We start from the raw sequence: 19,230 nt of genomic DNA on the forward strand, positions 1-19,230 counted from the left end.
TCCAGTGTCCCGTTGATAACATCATCGCCGAGCGTACCGAACTGTGTATTCGTAGCCATAGTGTTCCTCCTAAAAGCACCAAGAGAATTTGTTTGTCGGGCACCTGAGCATGCCCTTCGTCCCTCGTTAACTAAAATAATTACATGTTGTCAACAACGCACTTCTCTGCACGTTGCTTTTTCAACTGCGGCCATACTAATGGCAGAAATTTCGGAACACAATCCAAAAAAAACAAGAAATTACACACTTTTTGATACAGAAAGACATATTCATACTCTGGCAGATGCACCATTGTGCCGTTTCAAACGCCGGACCCGGCCATCTCCCGAGTGGTCGATGAAGGAGGGAAAAGGCCACGATACGCTATAATCCAGCGCTTTCTGGTGCCCGGCCCTGCCCTCAATTGGTATTGCGCAGATTAATAGAGCAAGATATACGCCGATCAGACCTATGATAATATGAGTTCAAGGGAGCACTGTGTGCAGGATACCTGGAAAATCAAATGCCTTGTGCCAGACCTGCCGTCTGCTGAAGAAGTACTGCCTTATCTGAAGGAGATTGACCAGAACCGCTGGTATTCAAACTTTGGCCCGCTTGTATGCCAGTTTGAAAAGGCCATGGCCTCAAAGCTGCAGCAAGAATCACCTGCACTCACCAATCTGCCTAGTATTGCGACATTTTCTTCGGCGACCACAGCCCTTGAGCTGATGCTGCGTGCTGCGGATTTGCCAAAACCTGCACGCATTCTGACACCCGCACTGACTTTCTCTGCAACGGCCGCGTCCATCAAAATAACAGGGCATACCCCGGTGTTTTGCGACGTGGACCCCGCCAGTTGGTGCCTGACACCAGAACTCGCGAAACAGATCGCGGACCAGCACCCCATCGATGCGGTGTTGCCTGTTGCCATTTATGGTTACCCCGTCGATATGAATGCATGGGCTGCCTTCCAGCACGAAACCGGCATTCCCGTTTTCGTCGATGCCGCAGCAGCACTCGGCAACCAATCCCTGCACCCCGACGTACCAACATGCTTCAGCCTGCACGCCACAAAGCCATTTGGTATCGGCGAAGGCGGCCTTTTGGTTGCGGGTAGTGAACTGGTTGAACGCGCACGCAACCTCTCCAACTTCGCATTTTGTGATGGCACAAGTCGCGAGGTTGGCACCAATGCCAAGATGGCAGAGGTGCTTGCCGCGTATGGTCTAGCCCAAATCAAGCGCTTCCCGGCGGTGCAGGTACGGCGCCAGACGGTTCTCGACCGTTACATCCATTTTCTTGGTGCCAGGCGTTTTCACCCGCAAACGGCACACTATGTGCCAGGGACTTTACTTTTTGATGCTGAGGGCAAGGCGGATGAGGTAGAGCAAGCGCTCAACAAGGCCCAAATTCAAACAAGAAAATGGTACTTCCCCCCCCTCAACGAGCATAAGGCCTTCCATACAGGTGACGTCATTCCGGGCAAAGACGGTGCTTTTCTCCCGGTCATTTCAGAGTTAAAGACACGCCTGATCGGGCTACCGTTCCATGCATTTTTGACGGAAGAAGAGCTGCGGCACATTGCCGACGTTATTACCCGTACTCTTGAAAACTAGATTTTCTATAAATGCCGCGCTAGAACCACATGGTCGCTAAAGTACTTAGCGAAATGCACCAGATTATCCTGAAAGAAACATACCGTGCCCAATACCCTGTTGCCCAAAATTGAAGCTGCTGTACGCAAACGTGCTTATCCGGATGCGATTGAGCCACTCTCAAAACTGTTGGGGATTGTTGAAGCCGGCAAGCAGAATTTTGGTGGTGGTCAGGGCATGTTTGATGTGGTGGCCGAGAGAACTGCCACGCGCGTCGCCAGCGCTGTTACAACCATGCTGACAGACCCGGACTATCAGATCACCTCCAGCATGATGCTGCTTCTCAACAAACATAAGCGGGCCCTCGCCCAGTTTTTTGAAATCAGTGGATTCAGGGGCACGGACCATCTGGCAAGTGGCTTTGGCATCGAGCGTGACGGCCAGAAAACCTATAAAATTTCCGAGCTGCACAAGCTGTTTGCGGGCATCTCCATCAATTCGATGACGGAGACCCTTTTGAACGCGCTTCTAAAGCTCGACCCCGGCGCCAGTTTGCCTGTGGTGATTGGGTTTCTGTCGGAGCAAATGATCTATTCCGAAAAAGCGGAAGCCATTCGCGGCAAACTGCTGTCGCTTTCAGATCACTGGAAGGATGCCAAGGCACACCCGCATACCGTTTTTGCCATGGGCCCACCCTATATGGGATGCTCATACGCAGAAGCCGCGCACAAACATGATTTCAAGCTGTGCATGAACACCCAGATTCGCAAATGGACCGACAGCCAAAAAATTGGTGATCGCAAGCTACCCGCCAACAGGACCACAAAAAAGCGCCCCAAGCTGCTGATTTTTGCTGAGCTCTATAACGCCGCGCACGCCATGCATCGCTGTTATGGACCTTCCATCCGCGCCTTGAAGGAACATTTTGAGACTGTCCTCTTGCTCACAGACACTAAACCTGATGCAGAGCTTAAAGCCCTCGCGCATGAAGTCGAAACCGTTTCCTTCAAGCACGCGGAAGCCGCCAAACTGGTGGACAAGATCGTTGGGCACAAACCGGATGTCATATACCTGCCAAGCGTAGGTATGCGCTTCTCAAGCATCGTACTGTCCAACCTCCGCCTGGCACCGATCCAGATCATGACCATCGGCCACCCGGCAACAACACGTTCCGACAAGATGGATTACGTCATTCTGCCGGATGAACTTATGCAAAACCCGGATACCTTCTCAGAGAAGATCCTGCTGCGTCCGACCAAGCCGTTTTTCACCCACAGGTCAGATGCACCAAAGGTAACCCCCGACATTCGGCTTGACCCGGAGGTGGTGCGTATTGCAATCCCAGCATGGTCACGAAAAATTACGCCCACATTCCTGAACACATGTCGTCGCATCAGGGATCTCGCGAAAAAACCTGTTGAGTTCTGGTTCTTCCCCAACGCGTCCGGTGCCCTGCACCACGCCTTGGTTCGGCGTTACGGCAGCATTATGCCGCTTGACAAGGTGCTGCCGCGCAAACCGTACCACAAATATATCGAAGACCTGAACCAGTGTGACATTTTCCTGAGTTCCTTCCCTTTTGGCGCCACCAACGGGCTCGTTGACGCCGCGTTGCAGGGCTTGCCTATTGTCAACATGACCGGGGACGAAGCCCACACGGCCAACGACGCATCGCTTGTGGCGCCCTTGGCCCAGCCGGATTGGCTAACCACCCATAATGTGGACGAATATGTCAAAGCAGTTGTTCGACTGGTTGATGATCCCGGCCTCAGGGTCCAGATCAGCCGGAACATTCTCGACGCTGACCCTGACAAAGCCTTCTTTGTAGGCGATGACGAAGGTGCGTGGGAGTTTGGTGAAATCGTGAACTACGCCTACCAGCATCACGAAGAAATGCAGGCTACCGATAAGAAGGTGTGGCAATTCGACGAAATGGTACCGGTAGGCAGCAAAAGCTAAACCCTACCCAAGACCATAACCCGGACGCTATCGACGCCAGTCAAGCAAGGCCTCGATCGCGTCTGGTCCGAGACACGGGAAACCGTGAACGCTCATGACCTCTGATCGCTCGGCAAAAGAGTCGTCGATGAATAATGCGCGCTCACCATCTTGCATGAAGCTGCTTTTGGGGCGCTTGTCCGAGATCCAGATGATCTTGTCAAACAGCACTTCATGAATAGCAAAGGCATCAAGCGTGATACCCGGCTCTTGATAATGCCGGGTAATCAACTTCACTTTTATGCCTTTCTTGCGGCACTGATATAAAAACGTGAGAGCATTGTCGTTGACCTCGCCGTCAACGATGAGCGTGTCGTCCAGATCAAGATAGACGACATCATAGTCGACCGACAGCAGATAACGGTTGATGAGCGCCCGTTCGAGCTCAACGGTTTTGAATGCCTTTGGCTGGACGGCAATGTCACGGCCCGCCAGTTCAAACAGGGACAGCAGGATAAAGTTCACCCCCATGACCCTGTGCACAGCCATGGCACCAGCCACGCGTGGTGCCACCTCTAATAGCTTCAATGTGCCATCAGCGGCATGCTTGAGTTGAAAGAACCACGTACCGTGCATATTAAGGCGTGTCGCAATACGTCGTGCAATCTCCTCAACACGCTTTCCCAAATCCACATTACGAGAGCGCACGCTAATGCCCGCTTTGGTTCTCATTCTCTGCCGGGGTGAGCAAAACAGAAGCTCACCATTTTTGTCCGTAAAGCAATCAACCGTATACTCATCGCCTGGGAGATATTCACAGATTAGCAGGCCTGGGTTAGCCGCCAGCGCCTCTCTGCACTGCCCTTCGCTTTTGGCCAGCACCACGCCCTGCGACCCCTGTCCTACATCCGGCTTCAAGAATACAGGATAGGTGGGTATATCAGCGACATCGGCATAGTAGCGCGGGATGAAAGCTTCGCCCTCAAGCGCATCATAGGTATTCCGCTTTGAGCGACAGATGCCGCAAACCTCGGCAGACGGCGCTAGAATTTCCGCGGAGAACTTCGCCCTGTTTTCCGCCAGATACAACAACACCGAATCGTGCGCTGGAACCACAACATCGATCTCGTGCTCGACCAAGAGCTGTTCAAAACGCTCGTCAAAATCATCAGCACCGATCATGGGCACAAGCGGCAAATGACGGCGAAAAACCATCCGCCCATGGTCTTCCACGCTTGATGCCCCAAAAAGCCTCGTGGATTTCTCGTATTTGAGCGCAGCATGCACCTCAAGGCCGATCTCTGAGCCGCAAGGAAACACCAGTATGTTACGTTTCTCGACCATATACCCCAACTTATCCCGTCTAGAGTTTTACTTGCGCCCAAGAACACCGCTTATAATGGACACATCCCCGCCATACCAGCGATGATGCCACTCAATGCCGACTGACATCGAAGATCGCCGACACCTTGACTTTGCCGGACCAGATGGCGGATAAGAATTGCCATGATAAGCACCTTGCGCATAACCGTAAAATCGATAGTGATCATAAGCCGTTACTATGGCCGGACACCAGCCTTGAAAGCATAGATAATGCGCAAGAAACTCTCTTTATGGCGAAGACGGCGGAATGAAGTTGAAGTCGCGCGACAAAACTTCGACGAAGCCCACTATCTGAGCCAATGCCCAAAGCTGGCGAAAGACGGCAAGTCCGCGTTCAGACACTTCATGAAAACCGGCTGGCGCGAGGGGCTTGACCCGGCACCGTGGTTCTCTGTCACCGCCTATCTGGACGCCTACCCTGATATCAGGCACGCAGGGCTCAACCCCTTTGTGCATTACCTGACACAGGGCAAAAAGGAGCAGAGACCCTTGCCTGACACAGGTGGGGGCGCGCAGCTTCCCGCCGGCGCGCAAGGCGACAGAGCGCGCATTGAGGCTTCAGGTTATTTCAATGCACCCTACTATGCGGCGCTTAAACCGCCGCTGCCCCCCGGCACAGACCCCTTGCAACATTTTATGGAGCGCGGCTGGCGCGATGGTCGCAGGCCATCACTTCTCTTTGACATTGAAGAGTTTGACCGCCAGATGGCTGGCCACCGCGATGAGGCGGTAAACCCGATCATTGACCTGCTGGATAGTGGGCGTGAGGGTACGATCCCCCTCAACACACTGGGCCTCACAAAGGCAGAGATTGCCGTGGCCCCAGGCAACGATGAATGGCAAGCCCTTAAACCGCTTGCACAAGGCAGTGATGCAGAGACAGTTGACATCATTGTGCCGGTTTACCGCGGCTATGGTGACACCCTGCGGTGCCTGTATTCCGTGCTCAGCGCCGAGACCAAAACCCCGGCAGAACTCATCGTAATTGACGATTGCAGCCCGGAGGCTGAGCTATCAGCTGAGCTTGAACGGCTAGCCGCCATGGGCCTGTTCACGCTGCTGCGCAATGACAAAAACCTTGGTTTTGTTGGCACCGTTAATCGCGGCATGGCGCTGCATCCTGCGCGCGACGTTGTGCTCCTGAATGCTGATACGGAAGTATATGGTGCATGGCTGGACAGGCTGCTCGCGCACGCAAAAACCCACACGGATATCGCCACCATCACACCGCTTTCAAATAACGCCACAATCTGTAGCTACCCGGAAACGCTCAAGAACAATAATTTTGAGCTGGAGTGCACCGGCGGGGCCCTGAACGATGCTGCTTTTGAGGTGAACAAAGGCTTGCTCGCAGACGTGCCAACCGGCGTAGGGTTTTGTTTTTACATTCGCCGCAAAGTGCTTATGGGTGTTGGCCTGTTTGACGAAGAGGCGTTTGCCAAAGGCTATGGCGAAGAGAATGATTTCTGCGTGCGGGCGAGCGCGGCGGGGTGGCGCAATGTGCTGGCCTTTGATGTTTTTGTAAAACACCGCGGCGAAGTTTCTTTTGCTGAAGACGCCTCTCTCTCCCAACAAAAAGGGCTGCAGGCGGTCCTGAAGAAACACCCCGGCTATCTTGGTGATGTGCACCGTTATATCGCTCATAACCCAGGCAGGGACGCGCGCGCCCGGCTTGACGCCATGCGGCTGAAAAAAGCCATGGGCGAAACCGCACTTTTTGTGTCACACGACTGGGGCGGCGGCATCTCCAAAAACATTGAGGACCTGCGAACGGCCTTAAAGCTTGAAGGTGTTGGTGTTGTCACCATACGCTCGCTTGAGCATAAGTCTGAGCATATCAGTTTTGATGGTGGGGACGGCTTTTTCCTGCCCAACCTTGAAGAACTTCACGTGAGTGCAGACGCTGATCTCATTCAGGATTTGATCGGCATCCTAAGCCCCAAGCTTATCCATATCCATAGCCTTGTGGCCTTCCTGCCGCAGGCCCGCACGCAAGTGCTGCGGCTTATAGGGGAGACCGGCCTGCCCTATTATTTCACCTTCCATGATTATGCGCCCATCTGCCCTCACGGCCAGTTTGTAACACCTGCGGGCGACTATTGCGGCGAACCGGATACGGATGGCTGCCGCACCTGCCTGCTCGCGCACCCACCGGTGAACGGCTGGGTGGATATTGAAGCCTATCAGGCTGAGTATCGGGAATTTATCCGTCATAGCGCCGGATGTTTTGCACCTTCGCGGGAAGCCGCGATGCGTGCGAACGCCTTCCTTGGTGCAGATATATGTAAAGCGGTGCCACATCATGAGCGCACGGACCTGGGCCCGCCCACTAAACCAAAATCAGGCAAGCCGGGACAAAGCCGCGACCTGAGGCTGGCTTTTGTTGGCGCGCTGGGCCCGCATAAGGGCCGCGCCATTCTGGAGAACTGCGCACGCGACGCGTGGGCGCGTGAGCTTAAACTGGCCTTCCGCCTGTTCGGTTATACGGACACCGGTTCGGGTGGCTTGGAGAAGCTCACCATCATGGGCAAATACCGGGGCGACCAGGAATGCGCCGATATGCTTCGGGCGTATGCGCCCGATATGCTGGCGTTCTTCTCCATCTGGCCGGAGACCTATAATTATGCGCTCACACTCGCCTTCCGCCTCAACATCCCACCGGTGGTGTTTGACCTTGGCGCGATGGCAGATAGGGTGCGAGATACGGGTTTTGGCCATGTCCTGCCGCGTGAATGGATGGATGACCCGGCCCGAGTGAATGATTTCCTATTGGCCAACCCCTTAAAGCCGCTATCAAACGCTGATCACAAGAAGCTGGTGCAGACGCTTGAAGCACAGGGGCCGGCCAAGCTTCTGTCGTCCGACCACTATCATCAGATAGCAAAATAACGGCGCACTTACCCATATGCAGCTTGAACTTGATCCCGACCTCAGCTTAAAAGGCTCAACCTTCAATTAGGCAATAAGTTTGATGGAACTGAAACAACACCAGCACGAGACCGACATCCTCGCCTATTATGGCGGCGACCGTTCCCGCACCCGCATTACCGGCAAACTGCCTGGCAAGGGGGTTTTTGTGTTGTTTGGTAATCGCTCGGGCTCAAACTATCTTGTGGACCTGATGAAGCGCATCCCAAGTGTTTCCATGCGGCACGAAATCTTCAATGCGGTAAACGTTCAGAAGATGAGCGATCAGCACGCTCTACAAAATTTTGAAGACTATGTGCGTTTCATGCGGCAGGACTGCAAGACCCCGCATTGGGGCGCAAAGATCGGCTGTATCCAGCTGGATATGCTGCACCGGTTTGGGCTGCTGGACGCGTTTGAGGGCGGTAGTTCCATCATCTGGATCAAACGCAAAAATATTATCGCGCAGGCGGTTTCCCACTATATCGCTCATCACAACCAACAGTGGGCTTCGTTCCATGAAGCCAAGGGTGAGGTGCCCGAGTATGACTTTGACGCCATTGAGCGCATTGTCTCTTCCTGCCTTAAACACAATAGCGATGCGGAGTTGAGCCTCACTGTGCTCAACCAGCCCTATCACACTGTATGGTATGAAGACCTGATCAGAAAACCGTTCGTAACCATCCGTCGCATTGCGCTGTTTATCGATGAACCATTCGAGAAACTCGGTAAACGCAAATCAATGTTCCAGAAGCAGGCACATTCCGCCAAGGATGAGTTTGAGGCGCGCTTCCGGGAAGATGCCAAGGTAAAGATGGGTCTCTAGCACCAGCACCTCGCGTCTTAGCCGCTCGCTCTCACGCCTCTTGTGGTCGAGCTGGCACCTCTAGTGATCGAGCTGGCGCGCCATCATTGCGGTAAGGGAGGCCTCGTCCATCTCTTCACCGAGAAAATCGAACAGCGGCCTGAAGCCAGAGACGTCCTTCGTATAATCTTCATACTGCATCAAATGGCAGCGATGCTCGTTCCTGGCGGCGAAACGCTTGAAAGCTGCATCGTTTCGCGACACAAGGTTTTCAACAAATCCGGCGTCCACATCTTTCCACCAGCCCGAACGGCCAACATCCTCCGCCTTACGCATATTGAAGATAAAGCGGCTTTGGGGGAAGAAGCGAGCAATGAACTCCAGATAAGTCTCAAGCTCTTGTTCGCTAAGATCGCCATACCGAATTTCCTTGAACCCAACAACACGCGCATTCTCTGGTGGCCTGATTACCTCAGCCACGAAGGCATCGACAAGGCGAGCCGCAAACGCCTCCGCGTCCACCTCATCAGCCCCAAACCATGGCCCGTGCTTGGGTACAGGGCGTGTTGTATCAAAACGCTGACGCACACTCTGTGCACGCTGCCAAGCTTCAAACAAGGGATAGAGGGCATTTTCATTTTCGCCACGGATGAAATAGCCATCGATAGACTGTAGCACCGTCTGGAGAAGCGTAGACCCGCTCCGGCCATAGGTGACCACAAATAAATATCCGTCTGGTGGCGCCCAGCCGAGAGGTTTAGCCATCACCACAGGTGCCATGGCCTTAGCTGACGCTGGCGACAATGCGCGGAAAAATTCATCCTCCGCCACCACTTTCTCGCGGGGAATACCCTGCGCGCTCAGGATACCCGCGAGCACTGCCGGGTCATCCGTCACCACCTGGTCAATGGCATGCTCATATGCCAGAACCCTGCCATAATCTTCCACCCCCGCGCCCCGCGCCAACGAGCCTGGCATCAGCAGATGTGTTTTGGCACCCCTGTGCTTGCTGGCGCCAAAAGCCTCCAGGCTCATGGCCATATAGCTGGCCTCAATATGATCGAAGTGAATAGCAAGCGTCTCAAGCTCAAGCTGACGGATGCCCGTCATCACAGACTTAACCCGGCGGCCAAGATAGTACCGGCTCATGCCGGCACTTGGCTCCAGCACCAGCGGCACAACCATATCGGCAACCTCAAGCGCCAACGCGGCTTCGTCGTTATAGCTAACACCGTCCTCGCGCTCCAGAATGAGCAGAACGCGATACCCTTTCGCGCGCACAGCCTGCATGCGCTGCGCCAAGGCATGGTCCGCCACCTCATCGCCCACGGCAACAAACGCGAACCATTTTTCCCCGTCCGTGCGCACCCATGGTGCCGGCGGGAAGAACTCGTCATCCGCCGAACAAGCTGGGTCGATCACCTTTTCATAAAGGCCGCGAGCATGAGGACCAGCATATCGCCGGTCCGTATGGCGCATGAAGCTTTTCCCCTTGGGGAGCAACGCACCAATGCCCTCACACAGCGGGCCAAGGTGGGCAACCTCTGGCACGCCTGTTATTGGCAGCAACAAGGCCAGATGCTCAAACTCCGCCAGTGGCGGCATATCACCTGTCCACACCTGATGCTCAAAAGCCGTGCTCTCAAGCGCAAGTATATGCGCGTAGTCACTGCACTGGGCGCGATGTATGCTGGGTCGTGCGGCCTCAGCCACGCTGATGGCTCTCGCATCGGCTTTTTCCCGCAGCACCATCCAGAAAACCCAGCGCAGATAGGCCGGCGCACTTTTTAAAAGCGCCTGCCACACGCCGGGCGCAAACAGCAGTATCTTGCGCGGGAAGAAATGCTCACGCGGGCTTTTGCGGCACGCGGCCATAAGGTTTGCAAACTCTGCAAGGGTCAACTCGGCTGGCCTCGCACACGGGTCAGCAGTGAGCAGGACCTTATCGCTACCTTCTTCCAGAATGGCAAAAAACGGCGCCTCCCGTTGCACTGTCTGCATCATGAAACGAGGATCAAAAAGCGCCTTGTGCTTGATCTTCATGCGGGCGAGCAGAAGCTCTTCCTCGCGCCGGCTGTCGGCCAGCATGCTTTCCGCCCGGCGACGATAGAGGAACCCTGCGTCTTTCACCCTTACACCCAGATATCCAGCCCCAAGCGCCGTGAGCCAAAAATCCCAGTCCTCGAAGCCAGACCGCATGGTGTCGTCAAAAAACACATCATTCCTGAACAGCGATGCCCGCACGAGTGACCCGGCTTCAGAGATGTTGCCGCATAGATGCTTGAGCACAGAATATTCAGGCGCAGTTTCGCGAATATCAAACCCGCCACGCCCCCAGGAGAGACCGAAGAATGCAATATCCGGATAGGCCCAGCCAATGCGTTCATCATCTCCAAGCGCCTTGCGGTAAGCTTCAATTGAATAAGGAGAAAGTCTGTTATCTGCGTCAAGAAAGAAGACCGAATCAATCTCCGGACACATGGCCATCAGGAACCGCACCCCTTTATTGCGGGCGCCCGGCAGCCGTGTATTTTTGTGCCGCACATAATGTAATACGCCGGGGAACTGCCCCATCAGGTTGGCGACCAATTCTGCCGTTTCTTCAAACCTGCAGCCGTCATCAACCACAACCACATATATCTGGCGCGCGGTTTCCTGCGTGCAGGCGCTGATAATTGCCTCCCCCAAAAAACGGGGATGACCATAAGCCGGGATCACGATCCCGATGGGGGCAAGAGCCCCTTCGCTCAAGGGCTGGGCGTCTTTATGTTCAGCCAGGTCTGGCATGGTCAGGACCGACCGCCAGCTTCTTGGCTTATGATGCCAAGTGATGTCCAGCGGCACCATCCAAATGAGGTCAGGCCATCAATAGGCAAGGCAGAAAGCACGATATTATATACGGCGTCCAGCGGCACGTCGAAGGCCAACTCCAGCCGCGCTTCTTCATCCGCCTTCAACTTGCGCGCATGCCAGTAAACCGCACCCTCGTCTTCCTCGACCGTTTCACCGAGGGGGCCTCCGCTCTCGAGCGCTTTAGCGACCGCCTCAACCGCATCAGCTGTGTCTGCAACGTCACGCCGCACAAGCATAGCCAGATAGATAAATTCAGGTGCATGGGGGTGGCCTGTGGTGGCTGTTGTCACCACCTTGATGGTCCCCGGCATCACAAGAGAGGGTAGAATAGCGGCCGACACCGCACCCTTGAGAGGGTGCGTTTGAAGGTACCCGCCGTTTTCGTCCAGCAACATGGGCAAAAAACCACCGGATACGCTCAACCGGTGCAGTTCATCCGCGCCATAGAGAAACTGAACGAGGTTTCCAAGCTCAGGCAGCCGGATAGCCCGCACAACCTTCCTCGGCTCCAGATAAGCTTCCTCAAGCTTGACGGAGGCGGAAGCGGGCGCGTTCAGCATGAGGCTATCAAGCTGGCACCAGCCATTGGCAATCGTGCCTTCCAGCGTTTTGGCAACGAGGACGAGATAAGCTTCACGGCCTGCACAGCCAGAGGCGTCGAGCCTCGCACTGGCGCTCTGCCCTTTTGTCACCCGCGCGGAGGCATATGCCGTTAGGCCATGGCTCGTCCCTTCCATAGCCTTTGTCATATGCGCTTCAATGCCGTCGAGACTATCAGTGAGCGCGAGGTGCACGGCCATGTCCGGCCCTTTGGCCTCAGGCAGCGATACATGGACATCAAGACTGTGAGTGGCCCGTGGCAAAATTGTCTTGAAAGTCAGTCCTGTAAGCCCATCCGTTGCAAGATGGACCCTGGTGGTGCCTGCGGCCGCATCTACAACAAACGGGTCGAAGCTTTGCTCGCCTTTCGCAGCGTGATAGCGAGGCTCCCCGCCATAGAAGGCAACACGGTCAGGGTGTTTTCCGGGCTGGACCGACACGCCCCCGAGAGGGTCGCTACTCGTTGCGAGCGATGCCGCATCAGGCACAGTCACACCGCAGGCTCTTTTGAACACCTTCAGAGCAATGCTCTTATCATCGTCCGTCGCGCCAAAACGATTGCCGCTAATGTCAGAGAGAGCAATAAGCGGCGCAGCTTCGCTTGTTTCTGAGTGCCACCGCAGAGCAAGCCTTACATCACCAAACACCTCAATTACAGTACTACTGAACCGGACGATATTCCAACCATCACGCAAATCCTGAAACGGAAGGTTCTCAAAAGCCAGAAGCTTGCCGTCGAAATCACGGAGGATCGATACCTCAAGATAGCCAACGCCCACGCCTTTGCGAGGCAGAAGTGCATAGATCTCAACCGCTTCAAGCCCGAGGCCATCGGTCGGGAAAATCTGCTCAAAAACATCCGCGCGCACGTCTCCTGCCGGGCCAACACCTTCATTACCTTTAGGCAGGGATGCAACAAGCGCGAGTTCGCTATAGCCAACAGCCTGCATCACACGTTCAGACATCGCGAGCGCGGTCATCATGCGCTCCGATGATTGGCGCAAGTAAGCCGTTTGTGCCTCGAGGCTCATAGTCCGTTGTGCAAGTGAAGCGATCAGCTTGTTCTGCAACGCAATAAAGAAGGCGGAGAGACGAGCATCGACATCATCGTCTTCCGGCTTCGCGATAAAAATTTCGAAACCGTCCTTGCCCTTAGCCAATAGGCGTTCACCGCCAAGCTCCGCAACCACTGCCTTGTTGGCGCTTGTTAGCAAAGCAGCCTTGAGGCCAAGGGGCATGCCCAGCATACGGAGAGAGGCTGTGTCGACGGCCTCTCCCTCCGCAGTGACCCTGCCAATGCTATCCGCACACAATACCTTGAAGGTATCACCTGCCAAGGCAGTGACTTTTTTCAACAAGGTTTCATCTGTGATGATCACACGTTCGCAACCATATAAGGTTGCGAACGCCGCTTTGGAAAATTTCAGCTGTGTCATGCTGCGGTGATCCTCCCCCGGATCAACCCTTGAACGCCCGTGACGAGAAGCGTGTGAGCGGGTTGAGCAATATTTCAAGGAAGGTGCTAGGCTCGGTTTTGATAAAGACCGTCGCCATATTCCCCGGTACAACAGAGGCTGTGTCTTCGCCTTCATTCACCGAAACATAGGCGATATAATATCCTTCCGGCTTGTCTTCCGCCATCACCGAGTCTGAAGACAGATAGGTGATCTTGCCCTTCACTGGCGGGGTTGCCCTGTTGGTCACCGACAGAAGCCGCATCTCGACATCCTGGCCAATAAAGACCTTCTCAAAATCACGGATCTGAACATTGGCCTCAACCCGGAAGTCTTCGAGCTCAGGCACAATTTCAAGAAGCGCGTCGCCTGGACGCAACACAGCGCCAGGTGTTTTCTTCGCAATCCTGAATACGAAGCCTGCGGTTGGCGAACGGATAACCGTACGCTCCAGCACGTCCTGCAATTGAGCGATCTGGGCATCAAGTGTATTGATGTCCTTTTGCAACTCAACAGAAACACCCTCTGCCTGCTTCAACCTTTCCAGTCGAACCTGTGCTTTTTGGGCTTCTGTTGATACGATATCATTGCGGGACTTCTCGATGTTCAGCTTCGATATCTCTGTGTTGGCCCGCACGGCAGCAAGTTCACGCTCCGTTGCAAAAACCCTGGTGCGCTGAACAAGACCTTTCTCCAGCAGATCCTTGAAGTCGCGCAGTTCCATCGCCAACAGCTCATCCTGCTTTTCACGGGCTTTGATGACCGCCTGCTGACCCTCGATATCGTCTTTGAGCGCTTCGATCTTATTGTCCAGAATTTTAATCTGGGAATGCTCAAGATCATTTAATGCGTAGAATTCGCTCGTCTGGCTTTCAATGGTTTCCTGCAATCGCTTGTTGGCAAGCAACTCAGGGGAAAATTCCGGCAGGGTGATTTCATCGAGTCCCTGAATTTCTGCACGGCGGCGGGCTAACTGCACTTGCAAAACGGCACGCTGCAGTTCCGCATTTTCAAGCTGAGGAACAACCCGGCTACTATCGAGCCTTGCCAGTTCCTGCCCCACCTCAACTCTTTGGCCTTCTCGTACCACAACCTCGGACAAAATACCGCCCTCAAGGTGCTGGACCACCCGGTTGTGATTTTCCGCCACTACGCGCCCGGTCGCAATTACGGCACCGCCAAGCGGCGCCGTACACGCCCAAATGCCGCCAAAGCCAAACACAAACAGGATCACAAGCTTCGCGAGCTTAAGACCGCGATCACTTGAGTAGTCAACGGTATCGTGCCAGCGTTCCAGGTCCTCACGTTTGAATGCCCGGCTGGTGTCAACAGTGATCGGGTCGGCAAGTTCCTGCCCGGTTTTCGCCGGTTTAGCGACGGCCGAACCTGTGGTGTTATTTTGGTCCTGTTCCATCATTGTGCATTTTCTATCTTAGGCTGGTTAGCCTTTTTGGTTTCTACCTGTTGCTGGGAGGCGGCGGCCTGTTTCGCGGCCCTTTGCGCTCCCACCGTGGTGATGCCGTTATTCTTCAATACTGCATCACGCGGGCCAAAGTCCTTGATCTGACCATTAGCCATGAGCATTACTTTGTTTACGTGCTTTAGAGCACTCGGACGGTGCGTAATAATGATAACCGTCTTGCCTTCTTCACGAAGGCTGGCCACCAGCCGGTGGAACAACGCTTCCGATTGGCTATCCAAGCCTGTTTCTGGTTCGTCAAACACCAGGACTTGAGGGTCACCATAAAGCGCACGTGCGAGAGAAATCATCTGTGCCTGCCCACCTGATGGCCAGTATCCACCACGGCCGAGTAAGCTGTCATATCCCTTCGGCAGCGACTGCAAAATCTCGTGCACACCAGCCCGGCGCGCCGCTTCAATCACCATTTCTGGCGGGTCATCTGCCCGCATCCGTGCAATATTTTCAGCCACAGTCACTTCAAAGAGCTGTTGCTGCTGCGGCAGGTAACCAACATATAGCCCTTTGGCCACCGGGTCCCACGCTGCGAGGGATGTACCGTCAAGCTTCACGGATCCCGTTGTCGGCTCAAGATACCCGACAAGAAGGCGAGCAAAGGTTGACTTACCAGAGCCGGACCCCCCGATAATGGCGACACAGTCACCGGGACGGATAACGCAGTTCACGTTGCGCAGAATTGGCTCAGCACCCGGCATGGGCACATATGCCAACCGGCTCACTGTAATTTCCCCCTTAGGCCGTGGCAGAAGCATCCGCTTTTCGGGGAGGCGCAATTCTTTGACACGTTCGATCAAACGACGACGCGCCTCATATCCGTTCGTCAGGTGACGCCAGCCACTAAGGATTTGCTCCATCGGCATCAGGGTCCGGCCGCCAATAATCGCCGCACCAAAAATAACGCCAAAGTCTGCATCGCCGTCCAAAACCAGCGCCGCACCAACCGCCACAATCAAGATCTGCAATATCTGGCGCCCAGCTTTAGACGCCGAGCTAAAACCAGCTGTTGCACTTGTTGAATCAAGATAGTTGCTAAGATGCCGCCCCTGATGCTTGCCCCAGTCATTCACGCTCTCGACATAATTGCCCTGCGCACGAATGATCTCTTGCGAGCGCATATGCATCTCAAGCCGCCGGTGGGCGAGAACCATCGCTTCGCTGGTCGCTTCGTTAAAAGGCGCGGATTTCCGGTTCCCCATCACGGTCATCATGAACAGGATACCGGCACCAATGGTAACGACGATGCCGATCAATGGGTGAATGATATATAGAATAACGAGGAAAATTGGCATTAGCGGAATATCGAAAACCGCCAAAAAGGGTGGTGACGAGAGGACTTGTCGCAAAAGTGCCAGGTCGCGGATGCTTTCGCCATTGGCATCTTTCTGCTGTGCCAGTTCCGCGGCAAGCAGAGGCCCCGCCATCTGGCTTTCGAAACGCACAGCAGCAAGCGCCATCAACTTCTGTTTCGCGCCGTCAAGAAAACCGTATGCGATCAATACGATCGTACAGATCAGGAACAGTGCGATCAGCGTTTCCATGCTTTGGGACTGCAAGACCCGTGTATACACCTGGAACATAAAGGCGGGCATCGCCAGCATGGCAATATTGCCAAACATGGACAACATCCAGACAACGCGCATTGACTTGATAAACTGGCGCTCTTCCGCCTTAAACTCGTCGTAAACCGACATGTATCACTTCCAATTCAATCTGGGCGCTCTTTGCCAATGAGGTCAAAAAAATCAGTCCCAATTTACCAGAAACCGTCGATAGCACACGCTATCCCGCGTGTCGAACACCAACAGTATATGCGGCGCATTGCCGCCCTTCGCTTATAGGTTCCGTTTATGGCGCCAATTTGGGCGTCCGTCCCTCTGCCACGTCATTAATCAACTGCCAGTATTTTGGCAGCAGGTCCCTCGTGGCATAATGGTTAACAATATGATTTCTGGCTTGAGCACGAAGGTGTTCAAAATCTTTCTGGTTATCAAGCACCTTGTTCGTGGTGTCCACAAGCGCGTCCACGTTCCAGAAGTCAACCAGAACACCGTTTTCACCATCCTTGATCAGTTCACGAACCGGCTCGGTGTCGGACCCGATAACAAGCGCGCCTGTGCTCATGGCCTCAAGCATAGACCAAGAAAGCACAAACGGTGCCGTTAGATATATATGAGCAGAAGAAATACGCAGAAGCGCCCGCATCACTGCGAGAGGCTGAATTCCCATGAAATGGATCCGGTCCATATCAAAATCGAACTTCTCAAGCATGGGCTCTTTCAAACCCTTGCCGTCAGCCTGCCTGTTACCATAGGCAATGCGGTCGTTTCCGAGGATAACCACCTGAAGGTTGGGCCTTGTTTTCTGGAGCTTGGAAATGGCTTCCATGAACTGCGGAAAACCACGATAGGCCTCCATGCCGCGTGCAATATAGGTGATAACCTCATCGTTTTGGGTAAGGGTTTTGCCGTTTACAGTCACTTTTGACCCCGCCTCAGGGCAGAAATAATCTGTATCCACACCATCATGTAGCACACTGATACGGTCCCGGAATATCTCCGGGAAGCGCGACTTCTGGAACATCGTAGGGCTTTGTCCCCAGTCTTGCGCCGCCAGGTCGTGAAGGATCGGTGTATTTTTCATGCGAATACGCATCTCTGCATTCGCGTCATAGCGGGTGCGCTCGATAAACTCACCATCACCACCGTGGCAGTGATAATACCATTCATAGTAGCTCAGGAACTTGGCGTCAGGGAAAATATCCTTGAAAAAGAGCGAGGCACCCCAGCCCGAATGGGCCAGAATAATGTCCGGCGAGCCCATCTTTTTCTTATAAGCCATCAGCGATTTATAGGCCGCCTGCCCCACGATCACATTGCTTTCCACGCTACGTATGGCGGGGTGAATTTCCTTACGAGCCTCCCGGTGAGGCGTAAAATTGACGCGCGGCAGCGCATATTTATTTTTATTGCTCGCGAGCGTCACGGTCGAGGCATGCACATCCTTCATGTCCTCGATATGCGTCATGATCCGCCGATACTGGCCGGGGAAATTATTATGTGAAAACATTATTTTCATAACAAAACCTATTATCCTGCGCTCAGCGCCAATGAAGGCCCATATGGGCTATTTAATGCCAAGCGCCCGCTTGATCTTGTCGACGTCCTGTCGCAACTCTTTTAAAACAATCATATTCAAGTTCAATATTTCACTGACACCACGCAAACTGGCGTCATCAAGGCCTGAAAGGTCAACACCTGCAGCATCTTCGGGTAACGCGAGCCAAGGCCCAAGCCCGCCACCCGGGAAGAAGGTGGTCTCCAGCCAGTCATTCTCCGTTTTGAAGAAAGTGAGAATTTCCTCGCGCATACTGCGTGGCAGGGCATCTTTTTTTAGCCCGCGCCTGCCTCTGTGCTGCTCATCAATAAAGCCCGTCAGCTCATTATCGTGCGCATCTTCAAAGAGATACGGGCTTTCCTTGAGCACACCGGCGAGTTGCGTACTGAAAGAAACATTCCGCGACCCAACAGGCTTCATCGCCCCCGCGTCCACGCCAATGCTTTGCCAAAAGTCGGCGCACAGGTCACCACCATGCAGATGCTTACCGGACAACAGCTTCACCCAAAAAGTCTCGCGTGGGAAATGCTCGAGATAGCTTTCAAGCACCGGTTTGAACAGCAGCTTCCCCGGCTCGCTTAACCGGCGATGTATGAAGGCTGTCAGCCCCTCCCCGCCTTTGAACTGCCACTGCGCCCAGCTTGACGTCAGCCAGTCGTCCTGGCGGCGGAAATAAAAGATAATGCGGCAATCGAAGTATTTTTTCGCACAAGCCAGCAGCGCCGGGGCCTGCACCGCACTCAGGTTCTCAGCCGAGATAATCACCGAATGCAGGCCTGCGGCCTTGGCCCGCGCATGAAGGGCTTTAAACTCGGGCTCAAGATCAGGTGCATTGCCTTCGCGGGCCGCGTCCAGATGAGATTTGAAATATCCAACAGGAAACCAGAGCTTCGACTTTGAGCCCAAAAGGTCAAGCGTGCGCCCGCATATCCCATAGCCCTGTGAGCGCAAGGTTTTGCGATTCTCGAAAAGCGCTTCCTGAATGGTGGTGCTACCGCACTTTGGGTATCCGATATGGAGATATAATTTTATCGCCACGAATTGCTCCGGTCTCGACTGATCGATGCGCGCGAGACGCGCACCTCATATAGCGCGGCTGCACCATGACGTGCAAATATATAT

Annotated in this window: 11 protein-coding genes; 4 read left to right on the top strand and 7 right to left on the bottom strand. The window is 54.2% G+C overall.

Translation table 11 applies throughout. From position 1 onward, the window contains the following. The first annotated feature begins 479 nt into the window (after positions 1 to 479). Complete coding sequence (locus tag ACN0XZ_RS18390; RefSeq protein WP_417459279.1) at positions 480 to 1,595, top strand: DegT/DnrJ/EryC1/StrS family aminotransferase; 1,116 nt, start codon at positions 480 to 482, stop codon at positions 1,593 to 1,595. 84 nt (positions 1,596 to 1,679) lie between these two features. Next, entirely contained in the window at positions 1,680 to 3,533 is a 1,854-nt protein-coding gene (locus tag ACN0XZ_RS18395) for a hypothetical protein (protein ID WP_417459280.1), read from the top strand. Between the two features lie 27 nt (positions 3,534 to 3,560). On the opposite strand, the gene ACN0XZ_RS18400 is transcribed toward ACN0XZ_RS18395, so the two are convergent. Continuing rightward, positions 3,561 to 4,856: an ATP-grasp domain-containing protein gene (locus tag ACN0XZ_RS18400; protein ID WP_417459281.1), complete on the bottom strand. Its 1,296-nt coding sequence runs from the start codon at positions 4,854 to 4,856 to the stop codon at positions 3,561 to 3,563. Positions 4,857 to 5,105: 249 nt separating this feature from the next. Here ACN0XZ_RS18400 and ACN0XZ_RS18405 point away from each other — a divergent pair, with 249 nt between their 5' ends. Beyond that, on the top strand, positions 5,106 to 7,784 hold the full coding sequence (locus ACN0XZ_RS18405) for a glycosyltransferase (protein ID WP_417459282.1): 2,679 nt from the start codon (positions 5,106 to 5,108) through the stop codon (positions 7,782 to 7,784). Positions 7,785 to 7,866: 82 nt separating this feature from the next. After that, on the top strand, positions 7,867 to 8,628 hold the full coding sequence (locus ACN0XZ_RS18410; protein WP_417459283.1) for a Stf0 family sulfotransferase: 762 nt from the start codon (positions 7,867 to 7,869) through the stop codon (positions 8,626 to 8,628). A gap of 60 nt (positions 8,629 to 8,688) precedes the next feature. On the opposite strand, the gene ACN0XZ_RS18415 is transcribed toward ACN0XZ_RS18410, so the two are convergent. The 6 genes from ACN0XZ_RS18415 to ACN0XZ_RS18440 all read right to left on the bottom strand — a co-directional run bounded on the left by ACN0XZ_RS18415 (position 8,689) and on the right by ACN0XZ_RS18440 (position 19,146). After that, a complete protein-coding gene (locus tag ACN0XZ_RS18415; protein WP_417459284.1) occupies positions 8,689 to 11,394 on the bottom strand; it encodes a glycosyltransferase in 2,706 nt (901 codons plus the stop codon). Positions 11,395 to 11,396: 2 nt separating this feature from the next. Then, positions 11,397 to 13,496: a DUF6212 domain-containing protein gene (locus ACN0XZ_RS18420; RefSeq protein WP_417459285.1), complete on the bottom strand. Its 2,100-nt coding sequence runs from the start codon at positions 13,494 to 13,496 to the stop codon at positions 11,397 to 11,399. 22 nt (positions 13,497 to 13,518) lie between these two features. Next, positions 13,519 to 14,931, bottom strand: a complete 1,413-nt coding sequence (locus ACN0XZ_RS18425) for an HlyD family type I secretion periplasmic adaptor subunit (protein WP_417459286.1) — start codon at positions 14,929 to 14,931, stop codon at positions 13,519 to 13,521. Beyond that, a complete protein-coding gene (locus ACN0XZ_RS18430; RefSeq protein ID WP_417459287.1) occupies positions 14,928 to 16,685 on the bottom strand; it encodes a type I secretion system permease/ATPase in 1,758 nt (585 codons plus the stop codon). Before ACN0XZ_RS18430 ends, ACN0XZ_RS18425 begins: the two co-directional genes overlap by 4 nt. A 154-nt stretch (positions 16,686 to 16,839) precedes the next feature. Then, positions 16,840 to 18,069: a glycosyltransferase gene (locus ACN0XZ_RS18435; protein WP_417459288.1), complete on the bottom strand. Its 1,230-nt coding sequence runs from the start codon at positions 18,067 to 18,069 to the stop codon at positions 16,840 to 16,842. Positions 18,070 to 18,117: 48 nt separating this feature from the next. Then, on the bottom strand, positions 18,118 to 19,146 hold the full coding sequence (locus tag ACN0XZ_RS18440) for a hypothetical protein (protein ID WP_417459289.1): 1,029 nt from the start codon (positions 19,144 to 19,146) through the stop codon (positions 18,118 to 18,120). Between the last annotated feature and the right edge of the window lie 84 nt (positions 19,147 to 19,230).

The organism is Kordiimonas sp. (genome assembly GCF_048264555.1).
In the GTDB taxonomy this organism is placed as follows: domain Bacteria; phylum Pseudomonadota; class Alphaproteobacteria; order Sphingomonadales; family Kordiimonadaceae; genus Kordiimonas.